General features: G+C 66.4%; 27 protein-coding genes. 5 read left to right on the top strand and 22 right to left on the bottom strand.

Annotated features, from left to right (window positions below; all coding sequences use genetic code 11):
* The 8 genes from ACOI2T_RS32025 to fgd form a co-directional block, all read right to left on the bottom strand.
* The gene (locus tag ACOI2T_RS32025; protein ID WP_409504359.1) at positions 1-1110 is read right to left on the bottom strand and encodes an ABC transporter substrate-binding protein; all 1110 of its coding nucleotides are present in this window, start codon (positions 1108-1110) and stop codon (positions 1-3) included.
* 25 nt (positions 1111-1135) lie between these two features.
* The gene (locus ACOI2T_RS32030; protein WP_409504358.1) at positions 1136-2887 is read right to left on the bottom strand and encodes an ABC transporter permease; all 1752 of its coding nucleotides are present in this window, start codon (positions 2885-2887) and stop codon (positions 1136-1138) included.
* Complete coding sequence (locus tag ACOI2T_RS32035) at positions 2884-4008, bottom strand: ABC transporter ATP-binding protein (protein WP_409504357.1); 1125 nt, start codon at positions 4006-4008, stop codon at positions 2884-2886. The genes ACOI2T_RS32030 and ACOI2T_RS32035 overlap by 4 nt, the downstream gene beginning before the upstream one ends.
* 1 nt (position 4009) lies before the next feature.
* Positions 4010-4654 carry an RraA family protein gene (locus ACOI2T_RS32040; protein WP_409504356.1) on the bottom strand — a complete coding sequence of 215 codons (645 nt, stop codon included), beginning with the start codon at positions 4652-4654 and terminating at the stop codon, positions 4010-4012.
* The gene (locus ACOI2T_RS32045; RefSeq protein ID WP_067849525.1) at positions 4651-5376 is read right to left on the bottom strand and encodes a PIG-L deacetylase family protein; all 726 of its coding nucleotides are present in this window, start codon (positions 5374-5376) and stop codon (positions 4651-4653) included. Before ACOI2T_RS32045 ends, ACOI2T_RS32040 begins: the two co-directional genes overlap by 4 nt.
* A gap of 21 nt (positions 5377-5397) precedes the next feature.
* Entirely contained in the window at positions 5398-6171 is a 774-nt protein-coding gene (locus ACOI2T_RS32050; RefSeq protein WP_067849527.1) for an NAD(P)-binding domain-containing protein, read from the bottom strand.
* Positions 6172-6416: 245 nt separating this feature from the next.
* Complete coding sequence (locus ACOI2T_RS32055; RefSeq protein WP_409504355.1) at positions 6417-7373, bottom strand: endonuclease/exonuclease/phosphatase family protein; 957 nt, start codon at positions 7371-7373, stop codon at positions 6417-6419.
* Entirely contained in the window at positions 7373-8383 is a 1011-nt protein-coding gene (fgd, locus tag ACOI2T_RS32060) for a glucose-6-phosphate dehydrogenase (coenzyme-F420) (protein ID WP_409504354.1), read from the bottom strand. The genes ACOI2T_RS32055 and fgd overlap by 1 nt, the downstream gene beginning before the upstream one ends.
* A gap of 35 nt (positions 8384-8418) precedes the next feature.
* Between fgd and ACOI2T_RS32065 the strand changes: the two genes are divergently transcribed.
* Together ACOI2T_RS32065 and ACOI2T_RS32070 are read left to right on the top strand one after the other, a co-directional pair.
* A complete protein-coding gene (locus tag ACOI2T_RS32065; protein ID WP_409504353.1) occupies positions 8419-9159 on the top strand; it encodes an MBL fold metallo-hydrolase in 741 nt (246 codons plus the stop codon).
* A gap of 53 nt (positions 9160-9212) precedes the next feature.
* A complete protein-coding gene (locus ACOI2T_RS32070; RefSeq protein WP_409504352.1) occupies positions 9213-9593 on the top strand; it encodes a hypothetical protein in 381 nt (126 codons plus the stop codon).
* Between the two features lie 8 nt (positions 9594-9601).
* Here ACOI2T_RS32070 and ACOI2T_RS32075 read toward each other — a convergent pair whose 3' ends face one another.
* Genes ACOI2T_RS32075 through ACOI2T_RS32085 form a run of 3 tightly spaced genes read right to left on the bottom strand, consistent with a single transcriptional unit; the run spans position 9602 to position 11544 of the window.
* On the bottom strand, positions 9602-9913 hold the full coding sequence (locus ACOI2T_RS32075; protein WP_409504451.1) for a hypothetical protein: 312 nt from the start codon (positions 9911-9913) through the stop codon (positions 9602-9604).
* Positions 9914-9955: 42 nt separating this feature from the next.
* Complete coding sequence (locus ACOI2T_RS32080; protein ID WP_409504351.1) at positions 9956-11059, bottom strand: LLM class flavin-dependent oxidoreductase; 1104 nt, start codon at positions 11057-11059, stop codon at positions 9956-9958.
* Positions 11056-11544, bottom strand: coding sequence for a GNAT family N-acetyltransferase (locus tag ACOI2T_RS32085; protein WP_409504350.1), 489 nt, complete (start codon positions 11542-11544; stop codon positions 11056-11058). Before ACOI2T_RS32085 ends, ACOI2T_RS32080 begins: the two co-directional genes overlap by 4 nt.
* Positions 11545-11701: 157 nt before the next feature.
* On the opposite strand from ACOI2T_RS32085, the gene ACOI2T_RS32090 reads away from it, so the two are divergent.
* Positions 11702-12499: a helix-turn-helix transcriptional regulator gene (locus ACOI2T_RS32090; RefSeq protein WP_409504450.1), complete on the top strand. Its 798-nt coding sequence runs from the start codon at positions 11702-11704 to the stop codon at positions 12497-12499.
* 2 nt (positions 12500-12501) lie between these two features.
* Here the strand turns inward: ACOI2T_RS32090 and ACOI2T_RS32095 are convergent, their stop codons facing one another.
* Positions 12502-13947, bottom strand: a complete 1446-nt coding sequence (locus tag ACOI2T_RS32095; RefSeq protein WP_409504349.1) for an HNH endonuclease signature motif containing protein — start codon at positions 13945-13947, stop codon at positions 12502-12504.
* Between the two features lie 90 nt (positions 13948-14037).
* On the opposite strand from ACOI2T_RS32095, the gene ACOI2T_RS32100 reads away from it, so the two are divergent.
* On the top strand, positions 14038-14913 hold the full coding sequence (locus tag ACOI2T_RS32100) for an SDR family oxidoreductase (RefSeq protein ID WP_409504348.1): 876 nt from the start codon (positions 14038-14040) through the stop codon (positions 14911-14913).
* Here ACOI2T_RS32100 and ACOI2T_RS32105 read toward each other — a convergent pair.
* A complete protein-coding gene (locus tag ACOI2T_RS32105) occupies positions 14876-15697 on the bottom strand; it encodes a helix-turn-helix transcriptional regulator (protein ID WP_409504347.1) in 822 nt (273 codons plus the stop codon). The two genes, ACOI2T_RS32100 and ACOI2T_RS32105, sit on opposite strands and share 38 nt — an antisense overlap.
* Before the next feature lie 126 nt (positions 15698-15823).
* On the opposite strand from ACOI2T_RS32105, the gene ACOI2T_RS32110 reads away from it, so the two are divergent.
* On the top strand, positions 15824-16666 hold the full coding sequence (locus ACOI2T_RS32110; RefSeq protein WP_409504346.1) for an oxidoreductase: 843 nt from the start codon (positions 15824-15826) through the stop codon (positions 16664-16666).
* Positions 16667-16694: 28 nt separating this feature from the next.
* On the opposite strand, the gene ACOI2T_RS32115 is transcribed toward ACOI2T_RS32110, so the two are convergent.
* From ACOI2T_RS32115 to purT, 9 genes are all read right to left on the bottom strand, one after another.
* The gene (locus ACOI2T_RS32115) at positions 16695-18347 is read right to left on the bottom strand and encodes an acyl-CoA synthetase (protein WP_409504345.1); all 1653 of its coding nucleotides are present in this window, start codon (positions 18345-18347) and stop codon (positions 16695-16697) included.
* A gap of 82 nt (positions 18348-18429) precedes the next feature.
* Entirely contained in the window at positions 18430-19446 is a 1017-nt protein-coding gene (locus ACOI2T_RS32120) for an aminotransferase class IV (RefSeq protein ID WP_085145739.1), read from the bottom strand.
* Between the two features lie 92 nt (positions 19447-19538).
* Positions 19539-21053, bottom strand: coding sequence for an APC family permease (locus tag ACOI2T_RS32125; protein WP_409504344.1), 1515 nt, complete (start codon positions 21051-21053; stop codon positions 19539-19541).
* Positions 21054-21158: 105 nt separating this feature from the next.
* Complete coding sequence (locus ACOI2T_RS32130) at positions 21159-22088, bottom strand: LysR family transcriptional regulator (RefSeq protein ID WP_084356825.1); 930 nt, start codon at positions 22086-22088, stop codon at positions 21159-21161.
* A gap of 78 nt (positions 22089-22166) precedes the next feature.
* Complete coding sequence (locus tag ACOI2T_RS32135; protein WP_067853380.1) at positions 22167-22571, bottom strand: hypothetical protein; 405 nt, start codon at positions 22569-22571, stop codon at positions 22167-22169.
* Positions 22572-22574: 3 nt separating this feature from the next.
* A complete protein-coding gene (locus ACOI2T_RS32140; RefSeq protein WP_409504343.1) occupies positions 22575-23789 on the bottom strand; it encodes an O-succinylhomoserine sulfhydrylase in 1215 nt (404 codons plus the stop codon).
* A gap of 8 nt (positions 23790-23797) precedes the next feature.
* Complete coding sequence (locus ACOI2T_RS32145; RefSeq protein ID WP_067853373.1) at positions 23798-24211, bottom strand: rhodanese-like domain-containing protein; 414 nt, start codon at positions 24209-24211, stop codon at positions 23798-23800.
* A complete protein-coding gene (locus ACOI2T_RS32150; protein WP_067853368.1) occupies positions 24208-24663 on the bottom strand; it encodes an Rv0361 family membrane protein in 456 nt (151 codons plus the stop codon). Before ACOI2T_RS32150 ends, ACOI2T_RS32145 begins: the two co-directional genes overlap by 4 nt.
* Positions 24664-24666: 3 nt before the next feature.
* Positions 24667-25968 (bottom strand): formate-dependent phosphoribosylglycinamide formyltransferase, encoded by a 1302-nt coding sequence (purT, locus tag ACOI2T_RS32155; RefSeq protein ID WP_409504342.1) that lies wholly within the window; start codon positions 25966-25968, stop codon positions 24667-24669.
* Between the last annotated feature and the right edge of the window lie 15 nt (positions 25969-25983).

Raw genomic sequence — 25983 nt, forward strand, 5'->3', positions numbered from 1 at the left:
TCAGCCCGTGTAACCGAAGATCTGCCGCCACGTGCCCGCATCGGGTTCGAGGTTCTTCAGCGATTCGTCGATCGTGGCGCGATGCAGGAATCCGGCATCGGCCGCGGGCAGCTCGATCTCGCCGATCGTCGGGCTCGGCATGTTCTTGTGCACGGGGTAGTCGCCGATCGAGGCGGCCAGCTTCTGCCCGGAGGACGACAGCAGCCAGTTGATGAATACCGTTGCGGCATTGGAATGCTCGGTCTTGGCGGCCTGGCCGAGGTAGAACGGATAAGCCGCGGCACCTTCTTCGGGCGTCGCGATGGTGATCGGCGCACCCTCCAACGTCGACGCGTACGCGGTCGCGATCGGCACCGGACCCACCGCGATCTCGCCGCGGGCCAGCGAATCGGTCAGTGCGGCGGACGAATCGAAGATGCGCGGATGGTTCGCGGCGTAACCCTTGAGGTAGTCGGTGCCCAGCTCACCGAGCTGGAAACGGGTCAGCGCGGTCGTCGACCCGCCGGCGCCGACCTGAACGATGCCGAGTTTTCCGTTCCACTTGGGGTCCAGCAGGTCCGACCAGTTCTTCGGGGCGTCCTGCTCGGACACGACCTGGTTGTTGTAACCGAAGCTGTAGACCCGGTCGTAGCTGTTGAAGTACAGCCCGTTCTCATACGTGGCGGCCGGGTCGAGTGCGTCCGCGATGCCCTGGCTGATCTGCGTCGGCTGGAATGCCCCGGAGTCGGCGATCGCCACGATGAGGTCCTCACCCGAGATCCGGATGACGTCGGCACCGAGCTTGCCCGCGGCCTGCTCGCTGAGGATCCGCTCGCTGAGCCGGTTCGGGGCAAGCCGCACGATCTCGACGTTGATACCGGTCGCCTCGGTGAAGGCGTCGGCGGCCTGTTTCTCCGATTGCTCACTGCCGCCGGTGTAGAAGACCAGGCTGCCTTCCTGCTGCGCCTTCTGATACACGTCGGCAGTGGCGATCACCTCGCCCTCGATCACCAGATCGCCGTTCTCGTTGGTCTCCGCCGAGCCGCTTCCGCCGCCGCTCGAGCAACCCGTCAGAACGAGCCCGACGGACGCGACCGCGGCGACCGCGAGGCGCCTCACTTTGATGCGCATGGTCCTTCTCCTTCGTGTACGTGGTTCAGTGGGATTGTTTGGCGTCGGCGCCGAATCGCCGCGCCAGATAGGCCAGCGCGAAGATGACGACGCAGTACACCAGGCTTGTGGCGGCGCTGCGCTGCATGATTCCGTTCTCGAAGTCGTCGAAGATGACGATCGACAGCAGCCGGGTGTCGGTGGTGAAGAGGAACAGCGGCACCGTGAGCTCGCGCATCGAAAGCATGAGCAGCAGTAGGAATGTCGAGGTCAGCGGGACGCGCAACAGTGGCGCCGTCACCCGCCACACCGCACGCGGCCGGTTGGCGCCGTGCATGACCGCGCTGTCCTCGAGGTCCCGGTGGATCTGCAGGATCGACGATGACGCGCCCTGGTAGCCCTGCGGCATCTGCGCGGCCACGAACGCGATCACCATGACGAGCAACGTGCCGTACACGGGCACCGGCAGCATGAGCCACGTCCACAGCAAGCCGAGACCCAGCACGATCGCGGGCACTGCCAGGGGCAGCATGCTGAGGTAGCCGAGGCCTTCGCGGCCGGGCAGTGTCGTCCGGTTCACCACGTACGACACGATGAACGCCAGCACGGTGCCGACGACGGCCGCCGCGACCGCCACGACCACCGAGTTGCCGGTCGCCTTGATCACGACATCGCTCGTGATCGCCTCGGTGATGGCGTCCAGACCCATGCGCCCGTTGGTGAATGCGCCGATAACGCTGTTCACATAAGGCGATTCGTGCAAGGCGACGAACGCGAGCGCGAGCAGCGGCAGCACCGTGGAGAGCGTGAAGTAGCCGATTCCGATCACCAGAGCGGGTGTGCGGAACTTCCCGAGATCGAACTTGCCGAGCTTCATGCCCTTGCCCGCGACCGTGGTGAACGACCGCCGGGCGACTACCCGCCGCTGCAGCGCGGTCACCGCGAGCACGATGACGACCAGCGTGATCGCCACCGCCGCAGCCTCATTGCCCCGCGCGGGCGCAGAGTTCATGAGCCGGAAGATGTAGGTGGGCAGCGTGTCGAGCCGCCCGCCGCTCGTGATCTGGGCGACCGGGAAGTTCTCGACCGTGAGGACGAAGATGAGGATCGCCGAACCGAGCAGGGCCGGTGTCGCCAGCGGCACCGTCACCGTACGCAACACCGTCAGCGGCTTGGCGCCATGGGTGCGTGCGGCTTCCTCGAGGTCGGGGTTCATCAGGCTGAACGCCGAGTGGGTGAGCAGGAATGCGTAGGGGGCGTAGTACAGGGCGAGCACGAAGATGAGCCCGCCGATGTTGTAGATGTTGACGACGTCGGGAAGGCTTATGTCGCGAGCAAAGACGTTGAGCAGGCCTGCATTCGGGCCGCCGAGCAGCGACCAGGCCAGCGCCCCGACGTACGAGGGCAGGAACATCGGCACCAGACCGACGAAGTACAGGAACCGCGCGCCCCGCACATTCGTGCGCGCGGAGACGAACGCGAGGAACCCGCCGATCGCGAGCGCGAGCACCGACGCCCCGATTCCGATCAACAGCGAATTCAGCGCGGCCTGGCGTGCACCCGGGCCGAACACGGCCGCGAAGTTGTCGAACGTCAGCGACGACAGGTCGATGTTGCCGGGCCTCGGCGTGGTTGTGGTGAAGGCGGACAGCACAACCAGGGCAACCGGTAGCACGATGAGTATCGCCAGGATCGCGTACAGCGCGATCGGCAACAGCGACCGCCGCAGCCTCGGGGCGCTGCGGGCCACACCCGGGTCCGGCGGCGGTGCCACCGGGGCTTGAATCGTCGCAGTCATGACGCGGCCTGAACTGGCGTCGCGGCCTGCGGTTGCCCCGTGGACTGCCCCACCTCGTGGGGCAGCACCTGCACGGCGTCGGCGGGTATGCCGATGCGCACGGTGTCGCCGGGCGCGGCGGTCAGCTGCCGGTGCTTGCCGCCGATGATCTCGAGCTCGGCGGTATCGGCGATCGCAACGCGATAGGTCGCGCTCGCACCCAGGAACTCCTTCGTAAGGAGCTTTCCCTCAAGCACATTCATGCCCGGTTCGACGTCGTCGCCGACGGCGATGTCCTCACCGCGGATGCAGGCTTTGAGTTCACCGGCGCCGTCGTACGGCGCCACACTGAGCGTGACCGCGCTGTCGGCGATGCGCACGCCCGTGGAATCCAGCGCCTGGACGGGCAGTATGTTGCCCACCCCGAGAAAATCGGCGATCGAGGCGCTCAAGGGTTTGGCGTAGATCTCGTTCGGCCTGCCGATCTGCACGATGCGGCCGTGTTGCATCATCGCGATCCGGTCCGCCAGGGCCAACGCCTCTTCCTGATCGTGGGTGACGTACACCGACGTGAGGCCCAGCCGCGTCTGCAGTTCACGGAGGTCGCCGCGCAACCGGTGCCGCAGCCGGGCGTCGAGGTTCGACAGCGGCTCGTCGAGCAGCATCACCGACGGCTGCATGACCACGCTGCGCGCGAGGGCGACGCGCTGCATCTGGCCGCCCGACAGCATGCTCGCGCCGCGGTCGGCGAACTCCGCCAAGCCGACCAGTTCGAGTGTTTCGCGCACCCGCCGCGCGATGTCGGCCTTGCCCACGCGCTGCATCGTGAGCGGGAACGCCACGTTCTCGAACACCGTCATGTGCGGCCAGATCGCATACGACTGGAAAACCATGCCGATGTTGCGCTTGTGCGGCGGGCGGTCGATGTTCCGTTCCCCGTCGAAGAGCACGTCCCCACCGATCGTGATGCGGCCCGCGCTGGGCCGCTCCAAACCGGCGATACAGCGCATCGTGCTGGTCTTTCCGCAACCGGATTCGCCCAGCAGGACCAGCGATTCGCCGTCACCGACGGTGAGATCGAGGTTGCGTACGGCGACCGCCTCCCCGTAACGCAGGGTCAGGCCTTCGACACGGATGTCCATCTCAGGTGTTCCCTTCGTCCTCGGCACGGAAGCCGTACAGGTCGTAGGAGATGTGCCCGGCGAGGTATTCGGCCCGCGATGCGGCCTCCTTGTCCTCCCGAGCACGTGCCAGTTCGACGGCGCGTTCAGCCTCGGCGGCCGGCACGACGGCGGCACCGTCGGAGTCGAGGATCACGATGTCGCCCGTGCGGATCGTGGCACCGCCGACTACGACGCTCGCGTCGACCTCGCCGCGCGTGTCTTTGGACGCGCCACGCACCCGGATCCATCGAGTCCAGATGGGCAGCCCCATCTTTCGCAGCTCTTCGGCGTCACGCACCGACGCGTCGACGAGGATTCCCGCCGCACCGCGCTCTCGGATCTGGGTGACGAGCAGATCCCCGATGAGCGCCACCGGCGCGGGCTCGGGCATGGTGAGCACCGCGATCTCACCGGGCTGCAGACGCGCGACGAGTTCGTGCACGCCGCGGTTGTCGTTCTGGGCACACCGGACGGTGCGGGCCGGCCCTGCGGCACGGCTGCCCGGGATGAGCTGGATGAAGTCGGCGTCGACGAGGCCTTGCCTGCCGCGGGCCTCGTACACCGTCGCCACTCCGGCCCGGCGCAGTTCCGCGATGGTGTCGGCGTCGATCGCGAGGTCGGTCACAGCGCCGCCACCACGTTCGGCACCAGCCGCTGGAACGCCTCGGCCTGTCGGATCTGCTTGCGTCCGGTCACCTTTCGTGCGTGGTTGCCACGGTGATCGGCACGTTCGGCGTAATACTGCTGCAGGTAGGACTGTGCCCGCATCGCCGCCATCGCTTTCCGCTTCAACTCGAACACGTCGGTGATGTCGACGAAAACACTCGGCGTGAAGCCGCACAGCTCGGGCTGGTGCGGCTCGAACACAAGGAACTCGCTCGGCGGCGCGGTACGGAAACCGGCCTCGACCACCGCGCCCGCGGTGAGCAGACGCGCCTTGGAGACAGCCACATTCGCGACGGGATGGTCCGGGTTGAACGGGTCTTTGTCAGGATGGGTGAGCACGACATGCGGGGCAAAATCGCGCATGAGTTCGGCAAGCCGATCGATCGCGTCCGGTCCCACTTCCAGCGGGTAGTCCCCGAGGTCGAAGCACTCGAACGTGGCGCCGACCGTCTCGGCGGCCTCGGTGGCCTCGGCATGCCGGTGCCGCTTGACGTTGTCGACCGTCTGACCGGGCTCCTTCCACAGCTCACCCGATTCACCGCGTTCGCCGTACGACAGCGCGACCACCCTGGCCTCGCCGCCGGCAGCAGTGTGCTTGGCGATCGCACCGGCCGAACGCCAGACGAAATCGGCGCTGTGCGCTCCGACCACCAAGAGCCGCTTGGGTTCTACTTCACTCACGGGTGGGTTATCTCCTTGTCGTTAAACGTTCGCGCGGTCCAGGCTGGAGAGCCAGGAGCGGGCGGCCTGCATGGTCCAGGTCGGTTGGTCGATGCTTTCCAGGTAGTCGCGGGCGTCGGTCACCTCGTGCACCCGGCGCGCGGCGTGGGCGCGGGAACCGTCGATGAGCCGGTCGATGAGAGCGTGTGGGTCACCGGCGAGTTCGGCGGCGACCTGTTCGCGCAGCCATGAGGCACAGCCCGCGACCTCGGCCGCCCCGAAGCTCTCCAGGACCGCGGCGGCCAGCCCTTTCATGAATACGCTGCGAATCAGCTTGCGCGCGGCCGCATCTCCCGGTTCTCCGCCGATGGATTCGACCGGCGCTCCGGTGGCCGCGAAGAGGTCGGCGAATTCGTCGGCCCCGGCGCCGCTCGCCATGAGCGGAGTACGGACACCGGCGCGGGGCACCGGGGCGAGCACCGCGACGTCGACGAAGCGCACACCACGCTCGGCCGCGGCCGCACCGAGCCGCCGCTTGAGTTCTGGCCCACCGGTGTTCAGGTCGGCGATCATCGCACCGGGCTTCAGATGCGCGAGGACCGCCTCGGTAACACCTTGCGCCGCAGTCGCTCCCACGAGCGTGATGACGAGTTCGACATCGGCGAGCGCATGTTCGAGCCGCTCATGCTGGGCGATACCTGCCTCGTCGAGCTTGGTGTACGGGTCATAGCCGCTGACCTCGAATCCGGAATCACGCAGGCCGCGCGCATAGAGCGCACCGGCTTCCCCGAGTCCGACGACAGCGACTTTCGGCATGTGACCTCGCTTCGAGTGAGCAGGAAGTGTGATGGGAGCCACCGTACAAGATTGTCGCCAATTTAGTCAACGACTTTGCTGACGATATTGTGAAAGACGCGGGCACGTCGATATAGAGGCCCGTAGCAGGCCACGCGAGGTTCGTGTGGTTTGCCGCCTCAGGCCGACGGGTCGACGATCGTGCGAGTTCATCCGCGACTCGCCGAGGTGCGCGTACGAACCCGCACACTCGGCGCCGCGCCGCGTTAGTTCGGGATCTCCACGTCGGCGATCAACGCCATGTGGTCGGCGCCCGGTATGAATTCACGCCGTACGGCGGTGGCGTTGGCGTTGCGCAACAGCACGTGGTCGATGCCGATGGCGGGCACCCGCCGCGGGCCGACCGGAAACGTACGCGCCATCCCGGCGCCGGCCTGTTCACCGGCGTCGCGATAGCCCGTATCGAGGAGCTTGCGGAACGGAAGCATGTCGTGGGTGGCGTTGAAGTCGCCCGCGACGATCACCGCGCCGCTGCCGGCTTCGTGCGAAAGTTCGCGCAGCAGCGTCGGGAACTTCTCCATGTCCTGGGCCCACGGGCCGATCGGGGCAGGCCACGGTGCGGCGAAATGTATGCCCAGCACGATCGGGTTCACGGCCACGTCGGGCACCTGCAGCCGCGCCCGCACCATCGCCAGGGAATAGCCGGGCACGTGAGCCGTGTCGACCAGGGGGAATCGGCTCCAGATGCCGATGCCGCCTGCCAACGGTTCCGGATTGCTGATCCGGTGCGGGAAGGTGTCGTCGAGGCCGGCTGCGGCCAGCCCGTCGGCCGCCTCCTGTGTCAGCTCCTGCAACACGACGACATCGGCCGACTTCCGCGCCGACGCGACCACGGCCGCCGGATCACCCAGTCCCATACCGAGATTCGACGTGAGTACCCGCACCGACGCGGACGGCGCCGCGGCCGGTTCTGGGCCGAGATATTGCGGCGTCTGAATACCGACGAACGCCAGTGCCAGCAGCACCGCGAGCGCCGTCAGCACCCATCGGCGGCTCAACGCGAGCAGCAGCACGGCCATCGGGGCCGCCAGCATAAGGTACGTCGAAGCGGTCGCCGCGAGCAAGACGCTGTGGCGGCCCAGCGGCAGATAGCGCACCGCCAGGCCGACAGCAGCGATTCCGAACGCGACCACTCCGAAGAGGGTCGCGATCAGCCGGATCATCAGCCGAGCTTGCGCAGCCGCGGCTCCAGGTCGTTCTTGAACAGGTCGAGGAAGCGGCGCTGATCATGTCCGGGTGCGTGGAACACCAGGTGGTTGAGACCCCACGTGACGTACTGGCCGACCTTCTCGACGGCCTCGTCGGGATCGGACGCGACGATCCACCGCTTGGCCACCTGTTCGATGGGCAGTGCGTCGGCGGCCTTCTCCATCTCGATCGGGTCGTCGATGCTGTGCTTCTGCTCGGCCGTCAGCGACAGCGGCGCCCAGAACCGCGTGTTCTCCAGTGCCTTCGCGGGATCCGGGTCGTAGGAGATCTTGATCTCGATCATCCGGTCGATGTCGTCGGCGTTGCGGCCGGCGGCCTCGGCGCCCTCTTTCACTGCCGGGATGAGCTTGTCCTTGTAGAGCTCCTCACCCTTGCCCGAGGTGCAGATGAACCCGTCACCGGCCCGGCCCGCGTACTTGGCCACCACGGGGCCGCCGGCCGCGATGTACACCGGGATGCCGCCTTCGGGCACGTCGTAGATCGAGGCGCCCTTGGTGTTGTAGTACTCGCCTTCGAAATCGACGCGGTCGCCGAGCCACAGCTCACGCATGAGCTTCACCGACTCGCGCAGCCGTGCGAACCGCTCCTTGAACTCGGGCCATTCACCGATGTAGCCGGTGGCGATCTCGTTGAGTGCCTCGCCCGTGCCGACGCCGAGGAAGATCCGCCCCGGGTACAGGCAACCCATAGTCGCGAAGGCCTGTGCGATGACCGCCGGGTTGTAACGGAATGTCGGTGTCAGCACCGACGTGCCAAGCTGCAGCCGCTCGGTCCGCTCCCCCACCGCCGTCATCCACGCCAGCGAGAACGGCGCGTGGCCGCCTTCGTGGCGCCACGGTTGGAAGTGATCACTGACTGTCGCGCTGTCCATGCCGGCCGCTTCGGCGGCGACCGCCAACTCGACCAGTTCCCGCGGGGCAAACTGCTCCGCCGATGCCTTGTATCCCAGTTTCAGTTCAGCCACGAGTTCGTTTCTACTCCTGTGCCTACACTCGCGGCATGGCAGCAGCCCTCAGTGCGATCACCGAGCACGTTCACTTCGCGCAGACCGACCTCGTGAACTGGACGTTGGTGACCGACGGGGACGGTGTCCTGCTGATCGACGCGGGCTTTCCCGGGCAGCGTGAGGACGTGCTCGGCTCGGTGCGGCAGCTGGGTTTCGGCGTCGACGACATCAAGGCCGTACTGCTCACCCACGCCCACATCGACCACTTCGGCACCGCCATCTGGCTCGCGAAAACCCATGGCACACCGGTGTTTTGCCACGCCAACGAGGTCGGGCACGCCAAGCGCGAGTATCTCGAGCAAGCATCACCGGCCGATGTGGTGCGACACATCTGGCAGCCCCGCTGGCTCAAGTGGTCGGCCACCATCACCGCCAAGGGCGGGATGAACCATGCCGGTATCCCCACCACACAGCCGCTCAGCAACGAGGTGGCGGCCGGACTGCCCGGTTCACCGGTGGCCATTCCCACCCCGGGACACACGGGCGGGCACTGCTCGTACATCGTCGACGGAGTGCTCGTCAGCGGCGATGCGATCGTGACGGGCCATCCGCTGTTGCGCGGGATCGGACCGCAGCTGCTGCCTTCGGTGTTCAACCACGACGAGGACGGCTGCCTGCGCAGCCTCAGCGCGCTCGGCATGCTCGACACCGACGTGTTGCTGCCCGGCCATGGGTCGGTGTGGCGAGGCTCGATCGCCGACGCGACCCGGCAAGCCACCGCGCGACACGGTTAGCCACCAAGAAATCTGCGCATTCCAGGCCCGTATCGCGGCACGATACTGAGCTGGTGTCTCAGTTGATTCAGGGTGTGCTCGGTGCCGTCTGGATAGCGAGCGGCTGTTTGATGGTGTTCAATCCGCCACCCGAGGACTACGACCGGTCGGCGCAGCTGCCGTTCATCGGGTGGATGGTGCTGGCCGGCGGCGTCTTTTTAGTCGGAAGGGCGTTGTTCGCTTCCGGGAAAGTCAAACGTCAGCAGGAAATGAGCGCCGGCCGTACCGCTGCGGTGCTTTTGTCGTGCGCTGTCTGCTTCGTCGGCGGTGCCGCAGCCGTCGCAATCGGTGTCAACTCAGGTCTGCTGTCCATCGTCGGTGGCGGAACCGCCATCCTGGGACTGTCCATCCTGGTTCCTCCGCTGGCTCTTGCGGGAAACCGACAGCGGAATTGACCTGGCTCTTAGTCGAGGACTTTGTAGCCGAGCAAGAAAAAGCCCGTCAGGCACAGACCGCACGCGAGCACGATCGTCGGCATCAGCACCATCTGATCGAGTTCGTCGGGGTCGAACACCTCGTCATCGTCGATCTGCCCGAAGAACACCCGGGCCACCGCGGTTCGGCGGAACGCGAACATCCGGCGCCGCATGCGGTCGGAATCGGCCCTGCGTCCGATGAACAGCCGCAGCGCGATGCCGAAGACGAACACCAGCACAGCCGCTGCCAGCAGCAGCGATCCGACGATTACCTGCGGACTCGGCAAACACACCCCCAGCCGGTGTCTGACACCTTCGGGTCAGCCTATAGGTCAAAGCTGTCAAAGACCCCAGCGCTTGGCGATCAATTCGTGTGATCGCAGCCGATCCTCGTGGTGGTGTGTGACCGACGTGACGACGAGTTCGTCGGCATGGGTAACCCGTTGCAGCGCTTCGAGCCTGCCGGCCACCTGGTCCGGATCGCCGACGAATTGCGTTGCCGTGCGGTCTCTCACCACCTCGCGTTGTTCGTCGGTCAGCGGTGGTAGATCGGCCGAATCGGGGTACGGCACGGCGCCGTCGCCGGCGCGGATCGAGTACACCCAGTGGCCGTATCCGGCGGCGAGCCGGCGTGCGGTGGATTCGTCGTCGGCAACCACGATGTCGGCCGACACCACGACATACGGCTCGGACAGGAACGGCGAAGGCGTGAAACTGTTGCGGTACACCTCGATTGCCTCAAGCGCGGTGGCCGGCGTGATGTGATAGCTCGCGACGAACGGCAATCCCCGCGCGGCGGCGACCCTCGCGCTCTGCCCCTTGCTGCTGCCGAATACCCACGGGGTCAGTCCGGTTCCCGCACCCGGAACCGCCGTCCCCACTTCGTAATCACCGTTCAGCATGGCCAGAATGTCGTCGACCTGATCGGCGAAATCCGGTGCGACCGCTTCAGGTTGCTGCAACACCGCCATCCGGGCCCGCAACCGCGGATTGCGCAACAACGCTCCGATGTCGAACGGCGCGGGAACCACGACACCGTCGATTTCATGCCATTCGCGCGGTGGTTTCGGCTCTTTCGGCTTCTCGCGCGCGGCCTCGGCGCGGCGCTGACCGGACCGGCCCACACCCAGATCGATGCGGCCGGGATGGAACGCCGCAAGCGTGCCGAAACTCTCGACGACGGCGACCGCGGTGGTGTGCCCGAGTTGGACTGCGGCGGTACCGACGCGGATCCGTTCGGTTGCCGCCGCGATCTGACCGACGAGGACCGCCGGAGATGAACTCGCGACCGCGACGAAGTGATGCTCGGCAACCCAATACCGTTTGTAGCCCCACTGTTCGGCATGCTGGGCGAGGTCCACGGTATTGCGTAGCGCGGTCGCGGCGTCGCTGCCCGCACTGATCGGGGCGAGGTCGAGGATCGACAGCGGCACGTTCGCGGTCATGCCAGCACCTTCTCGAACGCGATCGGAAAGACCGTGCCCTCGCCCTCGGCCGGCAGCGGCTCACGGAGCCGGGTGTAGCCGGCAGACGCATAGAGCGCCTCGGCTTCTGGCTGGAGATGGCCCGTCGTCAGATACACGCGCCGATAACCGCGCGCGGCGATCTCGGCTTCCAGGTGGCCGAGCAGCGCCTTGGCCAGACCACGCTGCCGATGACCGGCCGCGGTCCAGATCCGTTTGAGTTCAGCCGTCTCGTCATCGAACCGCTGAAACGCACCGCCGGTTACCGGGTCGCCGTCGAGCAGCCCGATGAACAGTCCACCGCCGGGCGGCGCGAACTCATGTGCGGGCTGGCTGTCCAGCCACGTCCGGACCCGCTCGACGGTGCCGCCGTAACGGCCCGAGTACTCCACGGCCAGCTCGGCCAGCAGCGGTTCGGCCAGTGGATCGCCCAGGCCGACCGCGACAAACTGCACGGGTCCAGACATCACCACCGTTTTTATACCCACGGCACATTCAACGCCGAGCAATCGTCGGTATGCCCGACAAGCTCAGCATGATTTGAAATTTGCCCAGGTCGGGTCAGAATTGTTGCTGATGGCCCGATCGGTCTGGGACGGAAAGCGTCCGCGCACCCCGCGCACGATGCTGTCCAACACCGGGTTCACTGCGGGAGGCGTGGACTTCCGGTTCGTGTCCGAGCGCATCGCGGCACCCACCGACTGGTGTTTCGAAGAGCCCCACCACGTCGTGGTCGTACACCGCGGCGGCCGGATGCGATCCATGGAGATCGAGTTCGAGCGTGGCCCATCGGGCCGCACCGTGCCGCAGGTCGGTGACGTATGGGTGATTCCCGCCGGGCACCGCTACGCGGCACTCGCCCAGGGCAACACGGTGCAATTCTGCGAACTCAGCATTCCGACGGCACTACTCGGCGACCGCGAGCTCACGCCACGCATCAGGCATCGCGATCCGCTCGTCCACCAGCTGATCGAACGGATGGGCACCGCCGTCGGCCGCACCGATGTCTTCGCGCGATTGTTCACGGAATCCTTGGCCGAGACGTTGCGGCTACACCTGACCGACCAGTTCGCGGTCCTTCGTCCCACCCGGCACGGCGGCCTGAGCCGGGCGGCCCGCAGCAGACTCATGGAGTATCTCGACGACAGCCTGGATTCCGAGATCACCCTCACCACACTGGCCGAGCTCACCGACATGACGGTCGCCGATTTCACCAAGGCGTTCACGGCGGCCTTCAACACCACGCCGTACCAGTTCGTCCTCGACCGCCGGATCGCGCGGGCGAAGACAATGTTGGCCACCACCACGGTGTCGGTCACGGATATCAGCACCGCAGTGGGCTTCTCGACGCCAAGCCACTTCGCCACGACGTTCAAAAATCGTGTCGGTGTGACGCCGAGCGACTATCGCCGCAACGCCTGACGTCAGAACGGCGGCGGGTCGACGTCGTCGCGCGGTGGCGGCAATGCCGCGAAATACGCGTAGTGAAGTTCGCGATCCCGCCGATTGTCGCGCCGTTCGGCCTCGATTCGCGCAGCGCGGTTTTGGGCTCGGGTGCGGGTGCGACGCGGCATCATCGCGGTACGCGGCCGGACATCGGGAATCACACGTTCGGTGACCGGCGCAGTCGGCGCACACAGCGTCGGGAACAACAGCGCGGATCCTGGTGTGGTGACGTAGATGTCACCCGACGGCGACCTCCAAATGATGGTGCCGTCACGAAGTTGTTTGTCGCGCCACCCGCAGAACGTTTTCAACAGATGATGCCGTCGGCACAGGCATTTGAGGTTCGCCGCCTGAGTCGGTCCACCGTCGTCGTAGGGAATCGTATGGTCGATATCGCAAGTCTCGGCGGACTTGTCGCAGCCGGGGAACCGGCACGTCAGATCCCGGCAGCGAACGAATTCGGCCAGGGCCCGCGACGGCGTGTAACCAGGCTCAGCTGGTGCATCGCCTGGGTGGATCAGGGGTCGTATCTTGGCCGATTCCGCCAATGACGGCAACTGTTCAGCCGGTATCAGTCCGTCGGCTTCGACGAACGAGCCCGGTACGTCACTGTGTCCCTCGAGCGCGGCCTGCTCAGCAATCACATGAATGACCACCGGCGACGCCGGTGGTGCGCCCACCGCGGCGCAGTCCGGCTGACCGCATTGGCAGGCGATCCGGTCCGCTCCGATCGACAGGGCACCGACAGCGTCGGAGCGACGCTGATCCTGCGTTCGGGGGTCGCGTTCGCAGACCGTCGCCGCCAGTGCCGCCAACCGCTGATCGAATGTACGGCCGTCGGTAGCCGAGACGGTACCGCCGATATCAGCCAGCCCGTCGAGGCGCTCGTGAATCCAGATCTCACGCTGTGCTGCGGCCTCACGCCTGCGACGTACGGCGTCGGAATCGTGGCGCTTCACGATTCGGTCCACCTTGGCCGCGAGGTGTCCGCGCGAGACCATCGACAGCCAACGCGGGACCGCCGCGGCCAACTCGGCATCGACGGCAGCGAGCACGTCGGCATCGGTGATGAGGTCGGTGCGGTAGACCAACGTGCGGAACATTGCGAGGTCCAGATCCCCGGCCTCGAACAGGGCACCGATCTTCGGGAGCCGCTCTCGCATTGCGCGGGCGTAGCCGATCATGCTCACCGCGAGTTCCTGGCTGATCCGCAGCGCCGCGGCGATCTCGGCGGCGACGACCTCGGTGGTATCGATCGCCCAGTCCTCGGACTCCGTACTCCGGCTCAGCCGGTACGCGAACAGCTCCGCGACGGCGGCGAGGCGGCCGGCCGCCTCACAGTTCTCGCGGCGCGACGACGAACAGATGCGCTCGATCATGGCCGACGACTCAGGGGTCTCCGTCGGATCGCATTGTTCGAACATGTGTTTGATACTACCCAGTCCGACCGACAAGTGACCCAGGCCTCACCCGCCCCTTCCCTGCAAAACTTGACACGTGTAAAGTTCGCCGCCATGGACAACATCAGGGGCAAGACCATCGCGATCACCGGCGCCGCTCGCGGTATTGGTTATGCCACCGCCAAGGCCTTGCTGGCCCGCGGCGCCCGTGTCGTGATCGGCGACCGCGACGTGGCCCTGCAGGAGTCGGCCGTCGTCGAACTCACCAAGCTCGGCCAGGTCTCGGGTTACCCGCTCGATGTCACCGACCGCGAATCGTTCGCGACGTTCCTGGACAAGGCCCGCACCGACGGCGGCGGCCACATCGACGTACTGATCAACAACGCCGGTGTCATGCCGGTCGGCCCGTTCCTCGAGCAGAGCGAACAGTCGATCCGGTCCAACATCGAGGTCAACGTTTACGGCGTCCTCACCGGCTGCCAGCTGGCGCTGCCGGACATGGTCAAGCGCCGCAGCGGCCACATCATCAACATCGCCTCACTGTCGGGTTTGATCCCGCTGCCCGGTCAGGTGGTCTATGTCGGCGCGAAGTACGCGGTCGTCGGGCTGTCCACCGCGCTTGCCGACGAGATGGCACCGCACGGCGTCGACGTGTCGGTGATCATGCCGCCGTTCACCAACACCGACTTGATCGCGGGCACAAAGTCCGGCGGGGCGATCAAGCCCGTGGAACCCGAGGACATCGCCGCGGCCATCGTCAAGACTTTGAACAAGCCCAAGACCCACGTCTCGGTCCCGCCGCCACTGCGATTCACCGCGCAGGCCGCGCAGATGCTGCCGCCGAAGGGACGCCGCTGGCTCAACAAGAAGCTCGGCCTGGACAACGTGTTCCTCGAGTTCGATGCCGCCAAGCGCAAGAGCTATGAGGATCGCGCGCAGGCCGCCCTCGGGGTTATCGACTCGGACGGTAAGAACTCACCAGCTCCGTAAGGCGTTGCGCTGACGGCGATCCGGTGTCTGCGGTGTAGAGAATCACCGAAAGCCCCGGATCGGCCGGAAGCCGCAGTGTTTCGTAGTTGAGCACCATGGTGCCGACCTCGTCATGATGAAATCGCTTGGGCCCGTAGGTGTGTTGATACACCCGGTACTCGGCCCAGCACCGCGCGAATTCGGGCGATTGTGCCGTGAGCTCACCGACAAGCTCGGCCAGGGCCGGGCCGTTGCCGGCGGCCCGCAGGATCGCCACCATCTGCGCGGCGATCTCGGCCCAGTCCGGATAGACCAGACGAGCGTTGGGGTCCAAAAACATCCAGCGAACCATGTTCCGTTCGGCCGCGGGCATCGCCTCGAAGTCCGCGATGAGGGCCTTGCCGGCCCGGTTGATCGCCAGCACCTCGAGCAGCGGGCCGTGCAGGACGGCGGGCACCGGGTCGAGCGCGTGCACCATAGACCGCAGTGCGGCGCGAACCTTCGGCGTGGGACGTGCCGCAGCGCCGCTCGGGTGTGCGAGGTCATTGAGGTGACGACGTTCCACGTCGTCGAGCTGCAGCGCATCGGCCACCGCCGTCAGGACCTGTTCGGACACGTTGCGGGCCCGGCCCTGTTCCAGCCTGGCGTAATAGTCAGCGCTGACGCCTGCGAGCATCGCGAGTTCCTCGCGACGCAGCCCGGCGACCCGGCGGCCGGTGGCGGCGCCGCGCAGCCCCACCTCGGCAGGGTTGAGCCTGGCCCGACGCGACCGCAGGAATTCGCCCAACTCGTTCGATGCCGTCATGGCGATCATTATCGAACCTAGGACTGCCAGACCTAGGTTCATCGGGGCGCGCTCACGGCAATCAGCCGCAAAGATCGCGATGTTGACAGGTGCGTACCACCCAGAACACATCGAACGGAGAGCATCATGAATGTCTGGTTCATCACCGGCGCCTCACGCGGATTCGGCCTAGAGATCGCTCGCGAAGCGCTCTCCCGCGGCGACTCCGTGGTCGCCACCGCCCGCAACCCGCAAGCCGTCTACGACGCCATTCCCGACGCGGGCGATCAGCTGCTGGCCGTTGCGCTCGACGTGCACGACGCCGCTCAGATCGACGCCGCCGTGCAGGCCGCGGTCGAGAAGTTCGGCCGCATCGACGTGCTGGTGAACAATGCGGGCCGGGGCCTGCTGGGCGCAGTGGAAGAAGCCACCGACGAAGAAGTGCGTGCGGTCTACGACGTCAACGTATTCGGACTGCTGGCCGTGACGCGCGCAGTGCTGCCGACCCTGCGGGCGCAACGCTCCGGCACGATCATCAACCTGTCCTCGGTCGGCGGCTTCGTCTCCGGTCCGGGCTGGGGCGTTTACTCGTCGACAAAGTTCGCCGTCGAAGGGTTGTCGGAGGCGATGACTCACGAGCTCGCGCCGCTGGGCATCAAGGTCGTCGCGATCGAGCCCGGCCCGTTCCGCACGAACTTCCTGGACGGTTCGAGCCTCGCCATCGCGGCCAACGAGATCGCCGACTACGCCGAGACCTCCGGCGTCACCCGCAAATGGGCCGACGACACCAACTACGCCCAGGACGGCGATCCACTCAAGGCGGCCAAGATCATCGTCGACCTGCCGTCCTACGACACGCTGCCCGAGCGGATTCAGCTCGGCCGCAACGCGTTCGACCGGATCGCCGCCAAGGTGGAGCGCACCGCTCGCGACCAGGAGGCCTGGCGCGAGATCGCGCTGTCGGCCGACTACGAGCCGGCCGGCGCCTGATAGGCAATGCCCGGGGATGGACGTCGGCTCAGGTGTCGACGTCCATCTCGACGAGCACGCGGCGCAGCAGCTTTCCGGTGGCGTTGCGGGGAAGCTCGTCGATGAACACGACGTCGCGGGGCACCTTGTGGCGCGCCAGGTTGTCCTTCACGTACTGCTTGATGTCGGCGGCGTCGTGCGCGGCGCCCGGCTCGGAAACGATGAAGGCGCGCAACCGCTTTCCGAACTCGACGTCGTCGACGCCCACGACTGCCGCCTCGGCGACGTCTGCGCGCTCCTCGAGCAGATTCTCCACTTCCTGCGGGAAGACGTTCTCACCGCCGGACACGATCATGTCGTCGTCGCGGCCGTCGACGAACAGCAGGCCGTTCTCGTCGAAGTGGCCCATGTCGCCACTGGTCATGTAGCCGTCGATGATCTGCTTGCTACGACCATCGGTGTACCCCTGGAACGGTGCGCCGTTGCGGATGAACAGCCGGCCACGGCGGTTGGTGCCTTCGATGCGCTGATCGTTCTCGTCGTACAGCACCACTTCACAAGTCACCGGGGCGCGCCCCGCAGTCCCGGGTGCCATCCGCAGTTCGGCGGGGGTCGCGACGCTGGCGATCGCGCACTCGGTCGAGCCGTACATGTTGTAGAGCACGTCACCGAACGTGTCCTGCACGCGGTTGGACAGTTCCGGGCTCAGCGCCGACCCGGCAATCAGGATCACCTTCAACGAAGACGTGTCGTACTTGCCGATGATCTCCGGGCCGAGCTCGACGATTCGGTGCAGCATCGTCGGCACCGCCACCAGCATGTCGGCCTTGTGCTTGGCGATGAGCTCGAGCGTGCCCTCGGCCTTGAACCGCCGCGCCGTCACCACCTTGTTGCCCAATGCGGCACCGACCGTGTACGTCGCCCAGCCCGTGCTGTGGAAGATCGGTGAGACGATCACCATTGTTCCCTTGCGGGGAAACGGGATTCGGTCGATGATCTGCGCGGTCGCCAGCGGCGACACCGTATCGCGGGGCGCGCCCTTGGGCAGGCCGGTGGTCCCGCTCGTGAGGATGACCGATCCGCCCGCCTTGCTCGGTGGTGGCAGCGACTCGGTGGAGTTCGCCGCGATGATGTCGTCAAGGGTCTGCGCGCCCTCGGGCAGCTCGGCGCCCTCGTCGACCCAGGTGAGGATCCGCGGCAGGTCGGCGGGCAATGCGTCGAGCAGACCGACGAATTCGCTGTCGTGCAGCACCACGCGCACGCCCTCGCGTTTGCACACCTCGGCGAACTGTGGCTTGGCGAAGCCGGTGTTCATCAACACCAGCCGGGCGCCGAGCTTGCCGCACGCGGCCATCGCGATGAGAAGGCCCCGGTGATCGCGGCACAGGATTCCGACGACGGAGCCCGCCGATACGCCGAGGGACTTCAGGCCGTGCGCCAACGCCCACGACTGGTCGTTCACCTGTTTGTAGGTCAGCGTGCCGCGTTCGTCGACGACCGCGGGCAGATCCGGGAACCGGCGGCCGCCCTGGATGGCCATCGTGGCCTGCGGTCCATAGACCTTCACGAGCTTCGCACCCTGAACAGTGCCGCCGAGATCCTTGAGGTCGAGCATGCCGGTTTCGACCAGTCTCTTGATCGCACGGCCCGACTCGGACAACTGCTGCAGGTTCTTGCGAATGCCGGTCAGTAGATCAGCCATGACGCCAAGACTAGGGCGAGCAGACGCGCCGGTACCCGGGAATGCCGTTACCCGGGTACTTAGGCGTCTGGTCGCGGTGGGTTCAGTATTGGATCGCCTCGATCAGCGGCGACGGCTCATCCATCAACGCCCAGAACCGGTCCCGGATCGCGACGGTGAGGGGTCCTGGCGCGCCGTCTCCGATGGGCTCGCCGTCGAGGCTGTTGATGGGTGTGACCCCGCCCGCGGTGGTGACGGCCATGAGCTCGTCGGCGTCGTAGAGCTCATGGCTCGTCACGTCGCGCAGTTCGGCCTCGATGCCCATGGCGTCGGCGATCTCGAACACGGTCTTGCGGGTAATGCCCGGCAAGGCATTTCGGGACGGCGACGCCAGCTTGCCGTCTTTGACGATGACGACGTTGAAGCCCGGCCCTTCGGCCACACAGTTGTCGGCGTCCATCAGGATGGCGGTGCGGGCGCCACGGTCCTTGGCCTCGAAGCTGGCTGCGGTGAGGTCACCCCACTGGTAGTTCTTGATGGTCGGGTCGACGGTGTTGCGCCCGGCGCGACGGACGTGGCGCGGGACGATCGCGGTGGTCCCGAAGATCTGCTCGCTCGGCGGAAACGCCCACAGGTACGGAATCGCGTAGATGTAGACCTGGTGGGTGAGCTTCGACAAATCCTTCTCGCCCTTGCGTTTTCCGTAGCCACGCGTGACGGTCAGGTTCACGAACGACTCCCGCAGCTGTGACAGCGAGACGCATTTCTTCGTGATCTCGGCCAGCTCGTCCTTGCTCATGCCCGGGTCGAGCCGCAGCTTGCGCGCACCGTCGAGCAGCCGGTCGAGATGATCGCCGAGCCGGAAGATGTTGCCGTGCCACACATGTGCGACGGTGTAGGTCAGATCGGAGTGGCCGAACCCGGTGTCGAAGATGGAGATCTTGGCTTCGGAGGCCGGCAGGTACTCCCCTTCGATCCACGCCACGCCCCCGGCGAACGGGCTCGTGGTGTCGAGTTCGTAGTCGCTGTACTGGATCACCGAACCGGGCGGGGTGTCCTCACGGATGGCGCCTGGTTCGACGGCGACGAGATTGCTGGTGCCGAGATCGGTCACGGTCATTCGATTCCCTTTCATAAATGTGCGTTGGCGCTGCGCTCACGGCGCGGAAGTGCGAGTAGCCGCCGCCGTGGACGCAGACTCAACGCGGGTGGTCAGCTGAGATGGGTCTTGGCGTAGTCGGATCCGGCGTCGCCCGACCGCAGCCGCGCCTTGAGGCCGGTGGCCCACCAGATCGCGGCCAGCACAACGACTCCGAGGAACACCCACTTGTTGCTGGTGAACTGCGGCAGGAAGAGCAGTGCGATCGCGACTGCGCCGAACACCACGAGCGAGGTGACGTAGAGCGGCAGGCGCCAGCGGCCGAGGTCGAATGTGCCGGGCTCGCCTTGGGGGATCGTGCCGTTGCGATACCCGACCAGCAGGCCGACGGTCTGCAGGATGTAGACGAAGAAGAACAGCAGCGACGCGATGCCGATGATGTAGTTGAACGCCTTCTCGTTGACCAGCGCCGAGAGCAGCAACAGCGTGGACAGGCAACCCAGGCCGATCACCGCGTAGGTGGGCGCCTTGGTCTTCGGCGAGACGTGGCGCCAGATGTGCGACAGCGGCAGCATGTTGTCGCGCGCCATGGAGTAGGTCAGCCGCGTGGCGACCAGGATGTTGGCGAGCAGGCACGCCAGGATGTTCGTCAGGGCCACCGCGACAACGATTTTCGTGACGACGGGGCCGGCCTGCTGGTTGATGATCTCTTCGATCGGCGCGGCCGAGTTGGCCTCGACCGCACTGACGTCACGGATCGCCAGCACGTAGACGATGTACATCAGCAGCTCGATGACGATCGAGGTGACCAGGGCGTAGAACATCGTCTTCGGCACCACCCGGCGCGCGTCCTTGGTCTCCTCGGCGACATCGGCACCGGACTCGACGCCGATCAATCCGAAGAACGGTCCGAGCGCGGCCGCCAGCCAGGCCAGCAGATACGAATCCTTGTCGCCGGCTTCGCCACCGGTGAACAACACCGAGATCGGCTGATGGTTCTCGGGCGCCGAGAACGCGATGATCGCGACGAGCGCGGTGGCACCGACGGTGATGACCAACTCAAGGCTGACACCGATGTTGTTGACCATCGTGGCGAACCGGACGCCGTAGATATTGATCAGCACGCACAGGAACACCACGCCGATGGCGACGAGGATCTGTTCGGACTGGCTCATGTTCCAGCCGAACAGGCCACCGAGATAGCCGGACAGGATGAACCCGACGCCGGTCATGCCGCACACCCAGCCCATCAGGGCGATGAACCCGGTGAACCAGCCGAGGCTCGGCCCGTTGATCCGGCTGATCCATTGGTAGGAGTATCCGGCCAGCGGGATCTTGGCCGTCAGGTCGGCGGCGATGAAGGCCCACAGCGAGAACACCGCGCCGGCCAGCAGCAGCGTCCACACGAACGGCGCGCCCGCGGTGAAGTAGCCGGCGCCGAACCCGGTGAACACCGCGGTGGTCGCGCTGATGGTGGCGAAACCGATCGCGAAGGACGCGAGCTTGCCCACCGAACGGTCCAGCTTCTGCGTGTAACCGAACTGGGCGAGCTTGGCGTCCTCGGCACCGAGTGCATCCGGGTTGGCCGAATGAGTGGGTGAAGCCGCGGCATCTAACGCGTCGGTCATGATCACTCCAGGTCAGGCGTAAGGCACAAACGATTGATGTAAGGAAAGCGCCACCGGCCGGTCACCGGAAGTTCCATCTTTTGATGGACTGATAACCGTGGTTTATCAGTACTGCGTGGCGGGCACGGCCACATCCTCGCCGTCGCCGAAACTCCACTGCTGCTGCACGTGCTTGACCAGCGCATCGGCCTGCGGGCTGAGCGTGCCGGGATGCCAGGCGAGCGCGACGTGGCTGAGCGGCCGGTCGACGATGGGCACGTAGGCGATGCCGGGCCGGTCGTAGAACCGCGACACCGATGCCGTCGTGAAGCTGATGCCCAGCCCGCGCGCGATCGCCGTCGTCTCGGCCTCGTACGTCGCGGCCACCGCGGCGATCGTCGGCGGGCGGTTGCCGCGCACGTCCATCGCCATCCAGTAATCGCGCCACGGGCCCGCGGTCAGCGGCGCGCACACGATCGGATCGTCGAGCAGCTCGGCGATCTCGACCTCACGACGACCGGCCAACCGATGATCCCGGGGCAGGCAGGCCACCCATGACTCGGAGTCGAGGATCAGCATTCGGTGTTCGGGCAGATCCACGGGTGGGCGGATCAGCGCGACCTCGGTACTGCCATCGGCAAGCCCGGCCGTGGGGTCGGCGAAGTCGTACTCGATCGGCTCGACACTGACGTCGGGATAGGCGGTTTCGAAGTGCCGCACGATCCGGAACAACAGATCGGCGCCCGTTCCGATCAGATAGCCGAACCGCAGCCGCCCCTGCCTGGTACCGGAGAGTGTCACCAGGTTCTCCACCACCGCGTCGACTCCGCTGAGCGCCTGCTGCACCTGAGGCAACCAGGCCGCGCCGAGGTCGGTCAGTGCGACTTCGCGCGTGTTGCGGTTGAGCAGAACCACGCCGAAGGCCTGCTCGAGCTGCTTGATCGCGGTCGACAGTGCGGGCTGCGTGATGAACAACCGTTGCGCTGCACGGCGATAGTTGAGCTCCTCCCCCAACACGGCGAAGTACCGCAGCTGGCGCAGCGTCACCTCGGTCATGGCGGCGGGCTACCCCGCCGAGCAGACGCGTCGGTACCCGGGAATGCGCGTTCCCGGGTACCTGCGCGTCTGCTCGCGCTAGAAAGGAGTGGGGTCACCGACGCGGTACGCCTCGATCGCGTCGAGGTTTTCGAACAGGTCCTCGTGCGTGAACGTGATCTTGTCGACGGTGCCGACGAACGTCACGTGCACCAGTTCGCCGTCCTCGGCCGCATCGAGCCACAGCGATGTCACCGGGACACCGTCCTCGACCTCGCTTCCGGACGGTTCATAGAACCAGATCGCGAAGTTGTCGTCGGACTCTTCCTCGTCAAAAGTCCAGCCGCGCTCGGTGATTCGCTCATCGAACTCGGCGAGGTCGGCGACGACGGCATCCTGGATCGCCGACAGCTGCTGCACCACCTCGTCCGGCACCCAGCGCGCGTCGCGACTCGCCTGCCGCTTCTTGCGACGGGCTTTCTTGGCCGCACTCTGCTTGGACACGGGCTAACCCAGTGCCTGGTCCAGATCGGCGATCAGATCCTCGGTTCCCTCCAGGCCCACCGAGATACGGACCACGCCGTCGCCCAAGCCGATGGCCGCGCGGCCCTCGGGCCCCATGGCCCGGTGCGTCGTGGTGGCCGGATGGGTGATGAGCGTCTTGGCGTCGCCGAGGTTGTTGGAGATGTCGATGACGCGCAGCTTGTCGAGTACCTCGAACGCGCGGGCCTTTCCGTCACTGGCGTCCAGTTCGAACGTGACGACGGTGCCGCCGCCCCGCATCTGCCGCTTGGCGAGGTCGTACTGTGGATGTGACTCCAGGAACGGGTATTTCACCCAGCGCACCGCGGAGTGCCCCTCCAGGAACTCGGCGACATGCTGCGCCGAACGGTTCGCGTAGTCGACCCGAACCGACAGCGTCTCAAGACCTTTCAGCAGCGTCCAGGCGTTGAACGCGCTGATCGCCGGGCCCGTGTGCCGCATGAGTTTCTGCACCGGACCGTCGATGTACTCCTGGTCGCCCAGGATCGCTCCGCCGAGCACCCGGCCCTGCCCGTCGATGTGCTTGGTGCCGGAGTACACCACGACGTCGGCGCCGAGCGGCAACCCCTGCTGCAGCAGCGGTGTCGCAAAGACGTTGTCCAACACGACTTTTGCACCCGCGGCGTGGGCAAGGTCGGAGACCGCGGCGATGTCGACCAACGACTGCATCGGGTTCGACGGGGTCTCGAAGAACACCGCCTGGGTTGGCTTGCTCAGCGCCTCTTCCCACTGCGAGAGGTCGTCGCCGTCGACGAACACGGTCTCCACACCCCAGCGCGGCAGGATCTCATTGCACACCACGAAGCACGAACCGAACAGGCTGCGCGCGGCCACCAGCCGATCGCCCGCTCCGAGAAGCGCACCGAGCGCGGTGAACACCGCGGCCATACCGGTCGCCGTCGCGAAACAGGCGGGCGCACCTTCGATCAGGCGAAGCCGCTCCTCGAACATGGTGATCGTCGGGTTGCCGTAGCGCGAGTAGACGTACCGGTCGATGTCACCGGTGAAGGCCTTCTCCGCGTCGCCTGCCGTCTCGTAGACGTAACCCGACGTCAGGTACATGGCCTCGGCGGTTTCCTCGAAGCCGGACCGCAGCAGGCCGCCGCGCACACCGATCGTGGCCTGGCTGACGCCGTCCGGCAGGGCTGCCGGGATCCGAACCGACGGAACCTCACTCATGACTGCCCCTAGCTCTGTTTCCAAGGCAGGCCGACGGCCTTCCAGCCAGTGCCACCACGATGCCGGTTCTCGTCCAGGTTGCCCTCGAAACCGTCGAGCACGTTGTACGACGGCCCGATACCGGCCGCCGTCGCGGCTTCGGCAGCACCGATCGAGCGGTTGCCGGAGCGGCACAGGAACACCACCGGCCGGTCGCCTGGCGTGACACCCGATGCCTGCAGATCGTCGACGAACGCGTCGTTGTGGCTACCGTCGGTGCGGTTCCACTCGATGTACACGACGTCACGCTGAAGCGAGGTCAGGTCCGGGACGCCCACGAAGCGCCACTCGGCGTCGGTGCGACAGTCCACCAGTACGGCCTCGGGATTCTCGCTCAGAAGTTTCCAGGCCTCCTCAGGCGTGATATCTCCGGCATAGCTCACGGGCGTGAGTCTCCCATACTCGAGCAGACCCGCCATTCGCCGTCCTCACGCACGAACGCGGTCTCCACGTTGATCTTGTTGTCTGGCTGATTCTTGAAGTGATAAACGACGGTCGCGCTCGCGCGTTCACCGTCGATCTGAACCGTCGTCACGCCGTCGATGTAGCGTTCACCGTTCTGGTCCACCGAATCCTTCTGGCGGGCAAGGAAATCGGCTTCGGTACCGCGCTGCTCGGCACACGTGTAGTCGGTGAAGGCGGCGAAATCCTCGCGCTGCATGGCGTCGTTCTGCCCGACCGCCGCGCGACCGACCTGCTGCTCGTCGGTCAGCCCGTCGCCCTGGAAAACGTTGACGAGCGCAATGCCGATCACCACGAGCACAATGATCACCAGCGCGGCGAAGAAGGGTGTGGTGGTGGGCCGGTCGGCCCCTGAATTCTCCGTGTCAGCCATGTCCTACCAGAGCTTGCGCAGTGCGGTGCCGACCCGGCGGGCCCGGTCCCGCGCGACGATCACGTCGGGGGCGGTGGCCAGCGCCACGCCGAGGCGGCGCCGGGAGTCGGATTCGTCGGGACGGCCGAACAGCCGCACGTCGCTCTCCGAGGTGGCCAGCGCCTCGGCCAGCACCGCGGTGACGTTCGTGGACAGCTCGTCGGGGGTTTCGGCGTCGGCGCCGCCGTAGCTGACCTCGGCGGCGGCCGGCGAGATCATGATCGTGTCGACCGCGAGCCCCAGAATGGCCCTGGCATGCAGCTCGAATTCGGAGAGCCGTTGTGAGCGCAGCGTGACCAGGCCGCTGTCGTGCGGCCGGATGCGGACGTCGGAGAAGTACACGTCGTCGCCCTGCACCAGCAGCTCGACGCCGAAGACGCCACGCCCGCCGAGTGAGTTGACGATGCGCGCGGCGATCGACTTCGCGGAGTCCAGCGCAGCGGGCGGCATCTGCTGAGGCTGCCAGGCCTCGAGCACGTCACCGTCGACCTGGCGATGGCCGATCGGCTCGCAGAAGTGCACACCCGGCCCCGCCGGACCGGTGGTGCGGATGGCCAGCAGCGTGACCTCGTAGTCCACCTCGACGACCGATTCCGCCAGCACCCGGCTGTGCGCGATCCGGCCCGCGGTGGTGGCGCGCTGCCATGCCGGTTCGATGTCGTCGGGACGCAGCAGCACCGACTCGCCGTCGCGCAACGCGCCCACGACGGGCTTGACCACCAGCGGATAGCCGGCGTGCTCGGCGACGGCACCGAGTTCCTCGACCGAACCCGCGAACCAGAACGGCACGGTCGGCAGCCCGAGTTCGTCGGAAGCCAGCCGGCGCAGGCCCTCGCGGTCCTGGCTGAGCCGGATACTGCGCGGCGTCGGCAGCACCTCGATGTCGCCCCGCTCGGCGGTCGCGACCAGTGCGTCAGCCGCGATGACGCCGGACTCCGCCACGACGTAGCGCGGTTTCTCCCGCTCGATGAGCGCCGCGAGTTCCTCGGCGTCGTTCATCTTGATCACCGCCGACCGGTCCGCCACGCCGTGCGCGGGCGCGTGGTACCGATCGACCGCGACGACGACGCCACCCAGCCGCTGGAACGCCAACGCGAGCTCACGGCTCAGCTCACCGGCGCCCAACAACATCACGGTCGCGCGCGGATCGGTCGGCTGCTCGTCGTCCTGCGGTTCCTGGACTGCCGCCTCTGGTTCCGGCGTGGTGTCCTCCGGTTCCGCGGCTACGTCGGCCTCTTGTACGGCGTCCTCAATCGATTCACTCATCGCATCCCCCAGCCT

The organism is Mycolicibacterium wolinskyi str. Jessa 2025 (assembly GCF_049241375.1).
GTDB lineage: Bacteria > Actinomycetota > Actinomycetes > Mycobacteriales > Mycobacteriaceae > Mycobacterium > Mycobacterium wolinskyi.